This window comes from Microbacterium sp. SORGH_AS_0454 (genome assembly GCF_031453395.1).
Classification (GTDB): domain Bacteria; phylum Actinomycetota; class Actinomycetes; order Actinomycetales; family Microbacteriaceae; genus Microbacterium.
In genome coordinates this window covers 1198145-1212789 of the sequence record NZ_JAVIYS010000001.1, presented here as the reverse complement: position 1 = coordinate 1212789, position 14645 = coordinate 1198145, and the positions used below count along the sequence as shown (strand labels likewise).

Genomic DNA, 14645 nt, shown 5'->3' with positions numbered 1-14645 from the left:
CGGGCAACCGGTAACGCGGACGTTCGCCTCCATCCTCGGGAGACAAAGATGTCACCAGAACTGATCTCCATCCTCGCCCTCTTCGCGATGGTCGTCATCGCGACGCTTCGTCCGATCAACATCGGCATCCTGGGCTTCATCGGCACGTTCCTCGTCGGAACGCTCGTCCTCGGACTAGACGAGAAGCAGATGCTGGCGGGGTTCCCCGCCGACCTCTTCCTCACGATCGTCGGCGTGACCTATCTCTTCGCCGTCGCCAAGCTGAACGGCACCGTCGACCTCATCGTCGACCGTGGGGTGCGTCTCGTCCGGGGGCGCACCGCGCTCGTTCCCTGGGTGCTGTTCGGCGTCGCCGCACTCCTGACGGCGATGGGAACCTTCCCGCCTGCCGCGGTCGCTCTCGTCGCCCCTGTCGCGCTCAGCTTCGCGGCGAAGCACGGGATGGATCCCCTGCCGGTCGGAATGACAGTCGTGTACGGCGCGCTTGCCGGTTCGCTATCGCCGATCTCGGTGCTGGGGCTTCTCGTCAGCGGCATGGTCGGAGACGTCCCTGGGTTCTCCCCGATCGTGCTCTTCGTCACGGCTTTCGTGTACTCGACGCTCATCGCGGTCCTCACCCAGCTGTTCTTCGCTTACAAAGCCCGGATCACCGGTTCTCGACACAGCGCCTCAGCGGTCGACGGATTCGTTGGGATGGGCGGTGCGGTCCGCGGCCCACGTGTGCCGGCCACCGGCAACATCTCGGTCGATCGCGTGTCGGGGGGCGCGACCATGACACTGACCGAAACCTTGCAGACCACGCGCCTCAGGGTGACACCCGCCCAGGTGCTGACCCTTCTCGCGCTCGTTTCGCTGGCCGTCGGCGCGATGGTCTTCCACCTCGACATCGGCATCCTCGCGCTCGTTGCGGGAACGATCATCGCCTTCATCGAGAAGCGCCACCTCACGGCGGCCGTCGAGGGCATCAGCTGGTCGACCATCCTGCTGGTCGCCGGAATGATCACGTACATCAGCATCGTCGAGGAGGCCGGTGCGATCGAATGGGTCGCCAGCGGCATCGGCAGCCTGGGTTCTCCCCTGATCGGCGTGCTCATCCTCTGTGTCATGGCCGGCATCGTCTCCGCCTTCGCGTCGTCGACAGCCGTCATCGCCATCTCGATCCCGATGCTGCTGCCTCTGATCGAGAGCAGCCCGGTCGCAGGAGGCATGGCGATCTCCGCGGTGGCCATCGCCGCGAAGGTGGTCGACGTCTCGCCCTTCTCCACGAACGGCGCACTCGTCCTCGCGAACGCGCAGAACGTCGATCCGGCCGCCTTCTACCAGCGGATCCTCCGCTACTCCGCGGTCATCGTGCTCGTCGGGCCCCCGCTGGCGTGGGGGGCACTGGTCGTACCCTTCTCGCTCTGACGATTGCACGCGGTGCCGGGTGGCTGCTGACGCCACCCGGCTCCGTCATCGACGGCGAGATGCGCGATGATCCGTGCCGCCGACGCCGAAGACCCCGGCTGGGTTCCTACCGCGCGAACATGGCCTCCCAGGCTGCGTTCGTCGAGATCGGCGACAACGACGACGCGCCGGCTGCGCGGCACGGTCTGCACCGCCGTTCACGCATCGGTGTGCGCACCTCCAGCGCAGAGCGCATGCGGGAGATCTTCGCCGAGCACGAGGTGATCGTCGAGGCGGTGATCGCCCCGGTGACGCTGAAGCAGCATCGGCGGCGGCGCTCGACCACGCGGAGAAGGCGCGCGCGATCACCTTGGCGCGCTCGCTCGCCTCATTTTCAGGGCAGGGAAGGCCGCTTCTCGATCGGCGTCGATCGCGTGGGAATGAGCAGCGCCAGCACCAGCGCGACCGCCGCCGCCCCGATGCCCATCAGGAACGACACCTGGAACGCCTGCGAGGTCGGGACGCGGGTGTCGCCGTCGCCGGTCGAGAGGGTCGCGAGCACGACGCCGACGATCGCGGCGGCCGTGCTCGTCCCGAGCGAGCGCGCGAGGGCGTTCAGGCCGTTCGAGGCGCCCGTCTCGCTCGGCGGCACGGCACGCATGATGAGCATCGGCATGGCGGCGTAGCCAAACCCGATGCCGAAGCCGATCAGGACGTTCGCGACGACGAAGTGCCAGACCTCGGTCGAGAAGATCAGGCTGAAGCCGTACGCGAGGATCAGCGAGATCGAGCCGGCGACCAGCAGCACCCGGGGGCCGATCGTGCGGGCGAGGGTGCCCGAGATCGGCGAGAGCACCATCATCACGAGACCCGACGGCATGACCACGAGACTCGCGGCCAGCAGTGACAGGCCGAGTCCGACGCCGGTCGCCACCGGCAGCTCGAGCATCTGCGGGTAGGCGACGTTCGAGGTGAACAGGGCGAAGCCCATCGCGACGGATGCCAGATTGGTGAGCAGCACGGGGCGGCGGGCCGCAACCCGCAGGTCGAGCAACGGGTTCTCGACACACAGCTCGTACCAGCCCCAGACGAGCAGGATCAGGATGCCGCCGATGGCGAGGCTCAGCGTCAGCGGCGACGTCCAGCCCCACGAGTTACCGCGCGAGACGGCCAGCAGCACGCCGATCAAGCCGATCGCGAGGCCGACGGCGCCGAGGTAATCGAAGCGCCCCGCGGTGCGGAGCACGCTGACGGGGACGATCCAGAGGATCAGGACGAAGACGAGCGCGCCGAGGGCGCCGGCGATCCAGAACAGCCAGTGCCAGTCGGTGTTCTCGGCCACGAGCGCGCTGATCGGCAGACCCAGGGCGCCGCCGACGCCGAGGGTCGCGCTCATGAGCGCGATCGCGCTGTCGACGCGGTTCTCGTGCAGAACGTCGCGCATGATCGAGATCCCCAGCGGCACCACGCCGACGACCGCCCCCTGCAGGGCGCGACCGATGATCATGCCGATGATCCCGGTCGACAGTGCGGCGACCACCGAACCGAGCATCATCACGACCAGCAGCACCAGCACGATGCGGCGCTTTCCGTACATATCGCCCAGGCGGCCGGCGATCGGGGTGATGACGGCCGCGGCCAGCAACGTCGAGGTCACGACCCAGGCGGTGTCGTCGCGCGAGGCGTTCAGCAGCTGCGGCAACTGCGACTGGATGGGCACCACGAGGGTGAACATGAACGACGAGCACAGGCCCGCGAGGGCCAGGATCGCGACGACCAGACCCTGCGGGCTGTTCCGGGACAATCTCTTCCGCGCGTTCTCATCCCGTGACATCGCCCCTCAGGCTACGCCCGCACTGAGAGCCCCGGGCTGCGCTCCGCGGGTAGGCGGCGGTCGGGGATCCTCGCCGATGCCTCGGCATCCACCCAATCCATTACCCCGCATGACAGCCCGTTACCGGCCGTAACGTCTCGACTTCGGCATCCGCTGTGTCCGTGGTGGCCTGGAGCTATGACTTCTCGCACCTCCCGCCTGGCCACGATCCTCGGCGCCTCCACCGCAGCCCTCCTCCTCACCCTCACCGGCTGCTCCGGCGGTGCCCAGGGCGGTGACGAGTCCCGCCTCGTGCTCGGAGCCGACGACGGCAACGAGACGCACTGGACGGTGCTGAAGCAGAAGCTCGCCGACGAGGGCATCGACCTCGAGGTGCGCACGATCAACGACGGCGTGCAGCTCAACCAGGGCGTGCAGGACGGCGAGCTCGACGGCAACCTCTTCCAGCACCTCATCTACCTGTCGCAGTTCAACGTCGAGAACAACGGCTCGCTCGTGCCGGTCGGCGCGACCGCCGTCTACCCGCTCGCGCTGTACTCCGAGCAGTACACCGACGTGAAGGACCTGCCCGAGGGGGCGAAGGTCGCAATCCCCAACAACCCGACCAACCTCGCCCGCGGCCTGCTCAACCTGCAGACGGCGGGGCTGCTCACACTCAAGGACGGCGGCAACGCCTTCTCGACGCCGGCCGACATCGTCTCGACGAAGGTCGAGCTGCTGCCCGTCGACACCAACCAGACCGTGACCGCGCTCAAGGACGGTAGCGCCCAGGCGGCGATCGTCAACAACACGCAGGCGCAGAAGGGCGGGCTCGGCGACGAGCTCATCATCTTCAAGGAAGACCTGAACAACCCGCAGCTCGCCCCCTACATCAACGCCTTCGTCACGCGCGACGACAAGAAGGACGACCCGCGCTGGGCCAAGGTCGTCGACGCGTACCACTCCACCGAGGTCGAGGCCGCGGTCATCGAGCTGAACCAGGGCAACCTGCAGTTCAAGACCGAGTGGACCGGCGCGCAGCTGCAGGACGAGCTGACGAGCCTCGAAGACGCCCTCAAGGCCCAGAAGGGATGACCGCGGTCATCGAGCTGCGGGGCGTCACCAAGAGCTTCCGCACCGATCGCCGCACCTCCACCACCGCCGTCGATGACGTGTCGCTGACGGTGGAGGAGGGGTCGATCGTCGGGGTGATCGGTTACTCCGGTGCCGGCAAGTCGACCCTTGTGCGGCTGCTCAACGGTCTCGAGCAACCCACGTCGGGCACCGTCGAGGTGCTCGGAGTCAACGTGGGCGATGCCACCGAGGCGAAACTGCGCGACCTTCGGCGCCGCGTGGGCATGATCTTCCAGCAGTTCAACCTCTTCACCTCGCGGACCGTCGCGGCCAACGTCGCGTACCCGCTCAAGGTGGCGGGTTGGAAGAAGGCCGACCGTGACAAGCGCGTCGCCGAGCTGCTCGACTTCGTCGGTATCGGCGACAAGGCGAAGCAGTACCCGCGACGCCTGTCGGGTGGCCAGAAGCAGCGCGTCGGCATCGCCCGCGCGATCGCCACCGACCCGCGTATCCTGCTCGCCGACGAGGCGACGAGCGCCCTCGACCCGCAGACCACGGCCGAGGTTCTCGACCTGCTGCGCGAGATCAACCGGCGCCTGGGCATCACGATCGTCGTCATCACGCACCAGATCTCGATCGTGCACGAGCTGTGCGACCAGGTGATCGTGATGGACGGCGGCCGCGTGGTCGACAGCGGCGACACCTACCGCGTGTTCGCGCACCCCCGGGCCGACCTCACCAAGCGCTTCGTCGCGGCGGTGACCCAGGGCGTGCCCTCGGGTGAGGCCCTGGCGGCCCTCGCCGCCGGCGGGGGAGAGCTGGTCAGCGTCGAGGTCAACGAGTTCTCGAGCGAAGACGTCTCGAACGTGTTCCACCGCCACGGTGTGCGCCACTCCGTCGTCTACGGCGGGGTGACCGACGTACTCGGGCGACAGCTCGGCACGCTGACGTACCGCGTGCACGCGGACGACCTCGACACCGTCGTGGCCGAACTGCGCGCACACACCGACGTCGTTCTGCCGGCACAGGAGGTGCGCTCGTGAACAAGTGGGACACCCTCACCCCGGTGCTGATCCAGTCGATCGGCGAGACCGTCTACATGGTCGCCGTGTCGTTGCTGATCTCGGGCGTCGCCGGCCTGGTCATCGGCGCGCTGCTGTACGCCACGCGGCCGGGCAACCTGTTCGAGAACCGCGTGGTCTTCGCCGTCGCGAACCTCGTGATCAACCTCATCCGCCCGATCCCCTTCATCATCTTCCTCACCGCTGTGGCCCCGGTCACGCGCGCGGTGACGGGGACGACCCTGGGGACGGATGCCGCGATCGTCCCCATCACGATCATGGCCACGGTCGTGATCGCCCGCGTCGTCGAACAGAACCTCGTGGCGGTCGACCCGGGCACCGTCGAGGCGGCTCGGGCCGCGGGTGCGCGCCGCATCGGCGTGCTGTTCGGCGTCGTCATCCCCGAGGCACTGGCCCCGCTGATCCTCGGCTACACGTTCATGTTCATCGCGGTCGTCGACATGTCGGCCATGGCCGGCTACATCGGCGGCGGCGGCCTCGGAAACTTCGCGATCATCTACGGCTACCAGCAGTTCAACCAGCAGGCGACCTGGGTGACCGTGGCGATCATCGTCGTCATCGTGCAGGCCGGGCAGCTCATCGGCAACGCGCTCGCGCACCGGATCCTGCGCCGCTGACGGGAGGCGCCGCCCGCGGCGCGTCCGCACTCGCGCCGGGCCGCGCCCGCGCCTTCCCTTGAGTGTCCAAAACACCCGGACGATTTTCGAAACCGTCCGGGTGCTTTGGACACTCAACCGTAGGGGGCGGCGCCTACCCGAACCCGGGAGCGCAGCGAGCGGCCGACCCCTGGAGTGAGCGGCCCAACCCGGGCGGCCCCGCTTACGCTCGGTAGATGAGCCTCCCCCGCACGCTCGCCCGCTGGCTCCTCGGTGCCGCACTGCTCTTCACCGGCACCGCGCACCTCACGTTCGCGCGCGACGATTTCGTCGCTCAGGTGCCGTCGTGGCTCCCGCTCCCGGTCGATGTCACGGTCGTGGCATCCGGGGTCGTCGAGATCGCGCTCGGGCTCGCGCTCGTCGTGCTCAGCCGTTGGCGCGTGGCCGTCGGCTGGGTCGTCGCAGCCTTCTTCGTCGCGATCTTCCCCGGCAACATCGAGCAGTTCGTGCGGGGCACCGATGCGTTCGGTCTCGATACCGATCTCGCTCGCGGCATCCGGCTGCTCTTCCAGCCCCTGCTGGTGGTCTGGGCGCTGTGGTCGACCGGAGCCTGGCGGGCCTGGCGGATGCGCAGACGAACCCGCGATCGCCGAGCCTCTGCCGGAGGCTGATCCGCGCTCGACTCGAACGCGCCGGCCTCAGCGGCGATCCGCCTCCCCGCGCAGCACCTCGACCAGCACGTCGAGGCCGCGGTGGGCGTCGGCGTCGCCGATCACGGCGGGCGGCACCACGTGCACGCGGTTGTCGGCGGTGAAGCCGAGCACGCCCTTGTCGAGCATCGCGGCCTTGATCGCCCCGATGCGTGCGGCGGGCAGCGGCTCGCGCGTAGCCTGGTCGGCGACGAGCTCGACGGCCCAGAACACGCCGCGGCCGCGCACCTCGCCGACCAGCGGTGAGTCCTCCGCGAGCTGACGCAGGCGCGGGCCGATGACCTCGGCGCCGACGCGACGGGCGTTCTCGATCACGCCCTCGTCGGCCATCGCCTGTTGGGCGGCGACGATGGATGCCGCGGCGAGCGGGTGACCCGAGTACGTCAGGCCGCCGGGGAAGACGCGGTCGTCGAACACCGAGGCCAAGGCATCCGAGATCGCCACTCCGCCCACCGGCACGTATCCGGAGTTCACGCCCTTGGCGAAGGTGATGAGGTCGGGGCGCACGCCGAACGCGTCGAACGCGAACCACTCGCCCGTCCGCGCGAAACCGGCCATGACCTCGTCGAGGATGAGCAGGATGCCGTAGCGGTCGGCGATCGCGCGGACGCCCTCGAGGTAACCGGGAGGGGGCACCAGCACGCCCGCCGTGCCGGGGATCGTCTCGAACAGGAACGCCGCGATGGTGTCAGGACCCTCCGCCTGCACGGTGCGCTCGAGGTGGCGGAGCGCGCGCTCGCACTCCTGCTCGGGGGTCTCGGCCCAGAACTCCGACCGGTAGAGGTAGGGGCCGAACACGTGCACGTGGCCGCGCGAGTACTCGTTCGGCATGCGGCGCCAGTCGCCGGTCGCCACGATCGCCGCCCCGGTGTTGCCGTGGTACGAGCGGTAGTGCGACACGACCTTGTCGCGGCCCGTGGTCAGGCGGGCCATGCGGATGGCGTTCTCGTTGGCATCCGCCCCGCCATTGGTGAAGAAGACCTTCGAGAACCCCTCGGGAGCCCGATCGAGGATGAGCTCGGCCGCGTGCGCGCGCACCTCGCTGGCGTGGGCGGGGGCGACGGTGGTCAGCTGCGCGGCCTGCTCCTGGATGGCCGCGACGACCTTGGGATGCTGGTGCCCGATGTTGACGTTGACCAACATGCTCGAGAAGTCGAGGTAGCGCCGGCCGTCGGCATCCCACACCTCCACGCCGGAGCCGCCCGCGAGGGGGAGCGGGGCGAGGGTGCGCTGGGCCGACCACGAATGGAAGACGCTCGTGCGGTCGCGGTCGCTGATCTCGGCGTTGCGGGTCGTGGTGAGGGGAGTCGACATGGCACCAGTGTGGGCGCGCCGCGCCACACCGGGGAGCGACGATATGTCGGTAATCTCGTCGGACGATCGACAGTTTGGCCCACCATGCCCGCGACCCTCCGCACTCTCCTCGACGACCGCTCGTTCCCCCTGCGCGTGCTGAGCCGGCGGGACGACGAGGCGCTCGACCGCCCGCTGTCGTGGGTGCACAGTTCCGACCTGCTCGACCCCACCCCGTACCTCGAGGCGGGCAACCTCCTGTTGACCAACGGGGCGCAGTTCTCCGCCGATCCGGATGCCGCCGACGCCGTGGCCTACTGCCGACGCCTGCGGGCGCACGGGGTCGCGGGCCTCGGCTTCGCGACCGACATCATCCACGACCGCGTGCCCGAGGCCGTCGTGCGCGCGGGGGAGGCCGCCGACCTGCCGATCGTCGAGATCTCCGATCGGGCGCCGTTCATCCGGATCATCCGCTTCGTCGCCGACATCATCGCCGCCGACGGGGCCGCGCGCCTGTCGTGGCTGCTCGACGCCCAGCGCCAGGTGGCGCGTGCCGCGGTGCGCGACGACGGCCTGCGCGAAATCCTCGCCACGCTCTCTTTGCTGCTCGACGCGTGGGTCGAGCTCTACGACGCGGTCGGCGGGCGCCTGTCGTCTCCGGGCCTGCGCGCGGCGCCGCCCGAGGTCGAGGCGGAGGTCGGTCGTGACGTCCGGCGCCTGCTGGAGCGACGCACCGCGGCGAGCCTCGTCGTGCCGTCGGCCGGTCATGCGCTGGTGCAGACGATCGGGCAGAGCGGGCGGCTGCGCGGCGTGCTCGCGGTGGGTGGGCCCGAGCCGCTCGACCCGGCCGGTCGCGACCTCGTGGCTTCGGTGGTGGCACTGGCGAGCATCGCGCTCGAGCAGCAGCGCAGCGTACAGTCCGCCCTCCGCGGCGTGCGTGCCGGTGTGATCGACCTTCTGCTCGACGGGCAGGGCGACACGGCGCGGCGCGTGGCGGAGTCGGCGCTCGGCGGCCTACCGGTCGAGCCCTACCTCGTCGGGGTGGTGCGCGGAGCCGGGGCGCGGCCGGGTCTGCTCGACGAGCTCGACCTCGTCTCGAGCGACCCCTCGCGCCTGTTCTCGGCGGAGCGCGACGACGACGTCGTCGTGCTGGCGGCCGACGGGGCGGCGTCGGCGCTCGCGGCGCTCGCCGAGCGCCGGGGTCTGAGCGTCGGCACCGCCCGTCACGACACGGGCGACGACCTCGCCGAGGCTCTGCGACGCGCAGCGCACGCGGCTCGTGACGCCGGGGTCGGCGCCCTGCGCGCCTATGACGAGCTCGCCGGACGCGGCCTGGTCGGCGCGCTCCGCGACCGCGGGGGCGAGGTGCTCGCGCGGTCCCTCTTGCAGCCGCTCGACGCGCTCCCGGCCGTCGAACGGGGGCGCCTCCGAGATTCGGCGCGGGTCTGGCTCGACGCCAACGGTGCCTGGGATCCCGCGGCACGGAGTCTCGGCATCCATCGGCACACCCTGAGGGCGCGCGTCGCGCAGCTGGAGCAGGTGCTCGGGATCGACCTGTCGAGCTTCGCCGCGCGGGCCGAGCTGTGGGCCGCGCTCGAGCTCGAGGGCTGAGCGTTCCGCCGGTCGATCCCGTTGCCGCGGGACCAACCGGCGGATCTCGTGGACGACACGCCGGTGCCCGCAGCCGTGGGGTGGCGGGGCGGTGGTGAGGTCCGCCTGACGGCACCGCCCGCGGGAGGCGGGGCGGCGGAAGACCCGCGGAGAACGACGGATGCCGCGACCCCGAGGCTCCGAAGAACCCGGGGTCGCGGCATCCGGTGCAGGAGGCTCAGCTGTTCTGGGGGAAGCCGAGGTTGATGCCGCCGTGGGTGGCGGGGTCGAGCCAGCGGCTGGTCACGGCCTTCTCTCGGGTGAAGAAGTCGAAGCCGTGCACGCCGTAGGCCTTGGCGTCGCCGAAGAGCGACTTCTTCCATCCACCGAAGGAGTGGTACGCGACGGGCACCGGGATCGGCACGTTGATGCCGATCATGCCGACGTGGACCTCGTTCTGGAAGCGCCGTGCCGCCCCGCCGTCGTTCGTGAAGATCGCGGTTCCGTTGCCGAAGTCGCCGCTGTTGATGAGCTCGAGACCCTCTTCGTAGCTCTTCACGCGCACGACTGAGAGCACGGGGCCGAAGATCTCCTCGGTGTACGCGCGCGAGGTGGTGGGCACCTCGTCGAGCAGCGTCGGGCCGAAGAAGAACCCGTCCTCATGGCCGTCGACGGTGAATCCTCGCCCGTCGACGACGATCTTCGCGCCATCGGCCTCGGCGATGTCGACGTAGGACGACACCTTGTCGCGATGGGCTTCGCTGATGAGCGGGCCCATGTCGGGTTCGCTGCCGCCGTCTCGTCCCGCCGCACCGTTGCCGATGCGCAGTCGGCCGATTCGTTCGGTGACCTTGGCGATCAGCTCATCGGCGACCGGGTCGACCGCCAGCACGACGGAGACGGCCATGCATCGTTCGCCCGCCGCGCCGAAGCCGGCGTTGACCGCCTGATCGGCGACGAGATCGAGGTCGGCGTCGGGAAGGACCAGCATGTGGTTCTTCGCGCCGCCGAGCGCCTGGACGCGTTTGCCGTTCTTCGCGGCCGTCTCGTAGATGTACTGCGCGATGGGGGTGGAGCCGACGAACGAGATCGACTGCACCACGGGGCTGTTCAAGAGCCCGTCGACGGCGACCTTGTCGCCCTGCAGGACGGTGAACGCCCCGGCGGGCAGACCCGCCTCCGCCCACAACTGCGCGAGCCAGAGGGATGCCGAGGGGTCTTTTCTCGCTCGGCTTGAGCACGACCGCGTTGCCCGCGGCGAGGGCGATGGGGAAGAACCACATCGGTACCATCGCGGGGAAGTTGAACGGGCTGATCACTCCGACGACCCCGAGCGGCTGCTTGAGCGAGTAGACGTCGATGCCGTTGGAGGCGTTCTCGCTGAACGCTCCCTTGAGGAGGTGCGGGAAACCCGTCGCGAGCTCGACGACCTCTTGTCCGCGGGCGATCTCGCCCATTGCGTCGGAGAGCACCTTGCCGTGCTCGGAGGTGAGAATCTCGGCCAGCTCGGTCTTGCGAGCGTTCAAGAGCTCGCGGAAGGCGAACAGCACGCTCTGTCGCTTGGCGATGGAGTACCCGCTCCAGACGGCGAAACCGCGTTGCGCCGAAGCGATGGCCGCGTCGACCTCCGCCTCGTCGGCGAGGGCGACGTGGGCCTGCACGGCGCCGGTGGCCGGGTTGTACACGGGAGCGGTGCGGCCGCTGGTCGAGGGGGAGGCGGCGCCGTCGATCCAGTGCGCGATGACGGGGAGATCGTGGTCGGTCATGGCACCCAGTAAAGGACGTGGGCGACGATTCGACTCCTGCCGATGTGCACAGGGGAGACGTCACTCCTGGACGATCTGGCAGGGTCCTCGGTTCTCCCCTGTGAAATAACTCTGGCTGCTCCCCGCAATTTTGAGAACGATTATCATCAGCGTTACGGTGTCGGTATGACCCGTCGCATCCTCGCCCCCGTCATCCTCGGGGCCGTTTCCGTTCTCGCGCTCGCCGGTTGCGCCGGAGGTACCGCCTCCCCCGCGTCGTCGGACTCGTCCGCAAAGATCAAGGTCGTGGCATCCACTGACGTCTACGGCTCGATCGCTCAGGCGGTCGGCGGAGACTACGTCGACGTCGCCTCGATCATCACCTCGCCCAGCCAGGACCCGCACGAGTACGAGGCGAGCGCGCAGGACCAACTGACGCTCAAGAACGCCGGCCTCGTGATCGAGAACGGCGCCGGCTACGACGCCTTCATGGAGTCGCTCATCCAGGCCAGCGGCACCACGGCCCCGGTGCTCACCGCGGTCGAGTACAACCACGACTACCCCGGCACGAAAGAGCACTCCGACGACGCGAGCCCGGCGCCCAGCGAGAGTGCCGACGATCATGGCCACTCGGACGAAGACGGCCACGCCCACATCGAGGGCTTCAACGAGCACGTCTGGTACGACCCGCACACGGTCGAGGACCTCACCGAGGCCATCGCCGAGCAGCTCGGAACGCTCGCCCCCGAGCACGTGGCCGACTTCAACGCGAACGCCGAGGCCTTCACCCAGCAGATCGCCGGCCTCGAGGACTCCCTCGACGCGATCAAGGCGAAGGATGCCGGCAAGAAGATCTTCGTGACCGAGCCGGTGCCCGTGTACCTGACCACGGCGGCGGGCCTCGACAACGCGACGCCCAACGAGTTCAGCGAATCGGTCGAAGAGGGCCAGGACGTCCCGCCCGCGACCCTGCTCGAGTCGCTGCAGCTGCTGGACTCGGGCCAGATCGGTGTCATGATCGTCAACCCGCAGACCGGTGGCGCCGAGGTGACGCAGGTGCAGAACGAGGCGAAGGCCAAGAACATCCCCGTGATCGAGTTCACGGAAACGCTCCCCGAGGGTCAGACTTACATCTCGTGGATGCAGAGCAACATTACGGCGTTGTCCGACGCGCTGGCGGCGTGAGCGCCGCCGCACCGCTGCGCATCCGCGGCGCCGCCCTCGAGAGGGGTGGTCGCGAGCTGTGGGCCGGGCTCGACCTCGAGGTCGAGCCCGGCGAGCTCGTCGCCGTGCTCGGCCCCAGCGGCTCGGGCAAGACGACACTGCTGCGCGCGATCCTGGGGCTCGAACGCCTGAGTTCCGGTTCTATCGAGGCGCTCGGCGCTCCGGTGCATCGGGCCGGCAACCGCCGCATCGGCTACATCCCGCAGCAGCGTCCGCTGCCGCGGGAGACACCCCTGCGCGGCCGTGACATCATCGGTCTCGGCGTCGACGGGCACCGGCTCGGCCTGCCGTTGTCGCGCAAGAAGGACCGCGCCCGCATCGACGACCTGCTCGAGGCTGTCGGGGCCACGGGCTTCGGAGACCGACCCGTCGGCCTGCTCTCGGGTGGGGAGCAGCAGCGCCTGCGCGTGGGCCAGGCTCTCGCGGACGACCCCGCCCTGCTGCTCTGCGACGAGCCGCTCACGAGTCTCGACCTGGCCAACCAGCAGGCCGTCGTCCGGCTCATCGACCGTCACCGCCGCGAGCGGGACGCGGCCGTCCTGCTGGTCACGCATGACATCAACCCGGTGCTCTCGCGCGTGGACCGCATCCTCTACATCGCCAACGGCCGCTTCACCCTCGGCACACCCGACGAGGTGCTCACGACCGAGACGCTCTCGGCCCTCTACGGCGCCCCCGTCTACGTCGTGCGCGCGGGCGGTCAACTGATCGTCGTCGGAGCGCCGGATGCCGACGAAGCCCACCACCATCACCACGACGAGGACGACGCATGAACTGGTCCGACGTTGGCGACGCCCTGTTCGGCGGGGTGAGCCAGTACGGCGCGATCCTCGAGCTCGTGCAGAACTCGGTGTACGCGGGAGCCGTGCTCGGCCTCGTCGGCGGACTCATCGGCGTCTTCGTCATGCAGCGCGACATGGCCTTCGCCGTGCACGGCATCAGCGAGCTGTCGTTCGCCGGCGCCGCCGTCGCCCTGCTCGTCGGCGTCGATGTGGTCTCGGGATCGATCGTGGGCTCGCTCATCGCGGCGGCTCTCATCGGAGTGCTGGGCGCCCGCGCGCGCGATCGCAACTCGATCATCGGCGTGCTCATGCCGTTCGGGCTCGGGGTCGGCATCCTGTGCCTGTCGCTCTACAACGGACGCAGTGCCACCCGCTTCAGCCTGCTCACCGGCCAGATCGTGTCGGTGCAGAGCGAGCAGCTGGGGTGGCTCGTCGTGATCGGCGTCGCGGTGCTGGTCGCCCTGCTGCTCATCTGGCGCCCGTTGCGCTTCGACTCGCTCGACCCGCAGTCGGCCGCGGCCCGCGGCGTGCCGACCACGGCGGTGTCGCTCGCGTTCATGCTGCTGCTGGGACTCATCGTGGCGGTCGCCGTGCACATCATCGGTGCCCTGCTCGTCATGGCGCTGCTGGTGACTCCGGCCGCGGCGGCGATGCGGGTGGCATCCGGTCCGCTGTCGGTGCCGCTGCTCGCGGCGCTGTTCGGTTTCGTCTCGGCCGTGGGCGGGGTGCTCCTGGCGGTAGCCGGGACCCTGCCGGTGAGTCCGTACATCACGACCATCTCGTTCGCGATCTACCTCGTGTGTCGTCTGGTGGGTGCGCGACGCGACCGGACGACCCGCGCCCTCTGAGTCGTCCGGCCGGGGCGGGAAGGGCTCACTCCGCCGACTTCGAGCACGCCCAGCCGATTCACCGATCCCCTCGCTAGACTCGCGGCCATGGTCCAGCGCAACACGTGGCAGCGCGAACGCGTGCGGGAGGCTCTCTCCGGAGCCCCCGGCTTCGTCAGCGCCCAGTCGCTGCACGCGACCCTGCGCGACGAGAACACCGGCATCGGCCTGGCGACCGTCTACCGCACGCTCGCGGGTCTCGCGGCCCGCGGCGATGCCGACTCGCTGCAGAGCCCCGACGGCGAGAACCTCTTCCGCGCCTGCGAGACGCGCGGACACCACCATCACCTGATCTGTCGCTCGTGCGGCAAGGCCGTCGAGATCGCCGCGACCGACGTCGAGGAGTGGGCACAGCGCACCGCCGCCCAACACGGGTTCAGCGAGGCCGAGCACGTCGTCGACATCTTCGGCATCTGCACCGATTGCGCCCGCGCCCGGGCTCGTGAGCGTGGCGACGAGTAGT

12 protein-coding genes and 1 pseudogene are annotated in these 14645 nt (G+C 69.6%); 10 read left to right on the top strand and 3 right to left on the bottom strand.

Annotation, left to right across the window (positions count from 1 at the left end; genetic code table 11):
* Positions 1-48: 48 nt before the first annotated feature.
* Complete coding sequence (locus QE454_RS05580; protein ID WP_307457203.1) at positions 49-1407, top strand: SLC13 family permease; 1359 nt, start codon at positions 49-51, stop codon at positions 1405-1407.
* 373 nt (positions 1408-1780) lie between these two features.
* Here the strand turns inward: QE454_RS05580 and QE454_RS05575 are convergent, their stop codons facing one another.
* On the bottom strand, positions 1781-3220 hold the full coding sequence (locus QE454_RS05575) for an MFS transporter (RefSeq protein ID WP_307457206.1): 1440 nt from the start codon (positions 3218-3220) through the stop codon (positions 1781-1783).
* Between the two features lie 177 nt (positions 3221-3397).
* Between QE454_RS05575 and QE454_RS05570 the strand changes: the two genes are divergently transcribed.
* From QE454_RS05570 to QE454_RS05555, 4 genes are all read left to right on the top strand, one after another.
* Positions 3398-4294: a MetQ/NlpA family ABC transporter substrate-binding protein gene (locus tag QE454_RS05570; RefSeq protein WP_307457209.1), complete on the top strand. Its 897-nt coding sequence runs from the start codon at positions 3398-3400 to the stop codon at positions 4292-4294.
* On the top strand, positions 4291-5316 hold the full coding sequence (locus QE454_RS05565) for a methionine ABC transporter ATP-binding protein (RefSeq protein WP_267788650.1): 1026 nt from the start codon (positions 4291-4293) through the stop codon (positions 5314-5316). The genes QE454_RS05570 and QE454_RS05565 overlap by 4 nt, the downstream gene beginning before the upstream one ends.
* Positions 5313-5972 carry a methionine ABC transporter permease gene (locus tag QE454_RS05560; protein ID WP_307457214.1) on the top strand — a complete coding sequence of 220 codons (660 nt, stop codon included), beginning with the start codon at positions 5313-5315 and terminating at the stop codon, positions 5970-5972. Before QE454_RS05565 ends, QE454_RS05560 begins: the two co-directional genes overlap by 4 nt.
* Positions 5973-6187: 215 nt before the next feature.
* Positions 6188-6622 (top strand): hypothetical protein, encoded by a 435-nt coding sequence (locus QE454_RS05555; RefSeq protein ID WP_307457217.1) that lies wholly within the window; start codon positions 6188-6190, stop codon positions 6620-6622.
* A gap of 27 nt (positions 6623-6649) precedes the next feature.
* On the opposite strand, the gene QE454_RS05550 is transcribed toward QE454_RS05555, so the two are convergent.
* Positions 6650-7975 (bottom strand): aspartate aminotransferase family protein, encoded by a 1326-nt coding sequence (locus QE454_RS05550; protein WP_307457219.1) that lies wholly within the window; start codon positions 7973-7975, stop codon positions 6650-6652.
* 84 nt (positions 7976-8059) lie between these two features.
* Here QE454_RS05550 and QE454_RS05545 point away from each other — a divergent pair, with 84 nt between their 5' ends.
* Positions 8060-9565, top strand: a complete 1506-nt coding sequence (locus tag QE454_RS05545) for a PucR family transcriptional regulator (protein WP_307457222.1) — start codon at positions 8060-8062, stop codon at positions 9563-9565.
* A 217-nt stretch (positions 9566-9782) separates the two neighbouring features.
* Here the strand turns inward: QE454_RS05545 and QE454_RS05540 are convergent.
* Positions 9783-11310, bottom strand: a pseudogene (locus QE454_RS05540) (CoA-acylating methylmalonate-semialdehyde dehydrogenase).
* 165 nt (positions 11311-11475) lie between these two features.
* Here QE454_RS05540 and QE454_RS05535 point away from each other — a divergent pair.
* The 4 genes from QE454_RS05535 (at position 11476) to QE454_RS05520 (ending at position 14644) form a co-directional block, all read left to right on the top strand.
* The gene (locus QE454_RS05535) at positions 11476-12474 is read left to right on the top strand and encodes a metal ABC transporter solute-binding protein, Zn/Mn family (protein WP_307457225.1); all 999 of its coding nucleotides are present in this window, start codon (positions 11476-11478) and stop codon (positions 12472-12474) included.
* Entirely contained in the window at positions 12471-13286 is an 816-nt protein-coding gene (locus QE454_RS05530) for a metal ABC transporter ATP-binding protein (protein WP_210076770.1), read from the top strand. Before QE454_RS05535 ends, QE454_RS05530 begins: the two co-directional genes overlap by 4 nt.
* Positions 13283-14143 carry a metal ABC transporter permease gene (locus tag QE454_RS05525; protein WP_210076772.1) on the top strand — a complete coding sequence of 287 codons (861 nt, stop codon included), beginning with the start codon at positions 13283-13285 and terminating at the stop codon, positions 14141-14143. The genes QE454_RS05530 and QE454_RS05525 overlap by 4 nt, the downstream gene beginning before the upstream one ends.
* An 87-nt stretch (positions 14144-14230) precedes the next feature.
* Positions 14231-14644, top strand: a complete 414-nt coding sequence (locus QE454_RS05520; protein ID WP_103207737.1) for a Fur family transcriptional regulator — start codon at positions 14231-14233, stop codon at positions 14642-14644.
* Position 14645: the final 1 nt, after the last annotated feature.

What these genes read in the sequence shown, in the direction of transcription:
- QE454_RS05580 (WP_307457203.1), top strand. Translation starts at nt 49, where the DNA reads ATGTCACCAGAACTGATCTCCATCCTCGCCCTCTTCGCGATGGTCGTC.
- QE454_RS05535 (WP_307457225.1), top strand. Translation starts at nt 11,476, where the DNA reads ATGACCCGTCGCATCCTCGCCCCCGTCATCCTCGGGGCCGTTTCCGTT.
- QE454_RS05520 (WP_103207737.1), top strand. Translation starts at nt 14,231, where the DNA reads ATGGTCCAGCGCAACACGTGGCAGCGCGAACGCGTGCGGGAGGCTCTC.
- QE454_RS05565 (WP_267788650.1), top strand. Translation starts at nt 4,291, where the DNA reads ATGACCGCGGTCATCGAGCTGCGGGGCGTCACCAAGAGCTTCCGCACC.
- QE454_RS05545 (WP_307457222.1), top strand. Translation starts at nt 8,060, where the DNA reads ATGCCCGCGACCCTCCGCACTCTCCTCGACGACCGCTCGTTCCCCCTG.
- QE454_RS05525 (WP_210076772.1), top strand. Translation starts at nt 13,283, where the DNA reads ATGAACTGGTCCGACGTTGGCGACGCCCTGTTCGGCGGGGTGAGCCAG.
- QE454_RS05555 (WP_307457217.1), top strand. Translation starts at nt 6,188, where the DNA reads ATGAGCCTCCCCCGCACGCTCGCCCGCTGGCTCCTCGGTGCCGCACTG.
- QE454_RS05550 (WP_307457219.1), bottom strand. Translation starts at nt 7,975, where the DNA reads ATGTCGACTCCCCTCACCACGACCCGCAACGCCGAGATCAGCGACCGC.
- QE454_RS05570 (WP_307457209.1), top strand. Translation starts at nt 3,398, where the DNA reads ATGACTTCTCGCACCTCCCGCCTGGCCACGATCCTCGGCGCCTCCACC.
- QE454_RS05575 (WP_307457206.1), bottom strand. Translation starts at nt 3,220, where the DNA reads ATGTCACGGGATGAGAACGCGCGGAAGAGATTGTCCCGGAACAGCCCG.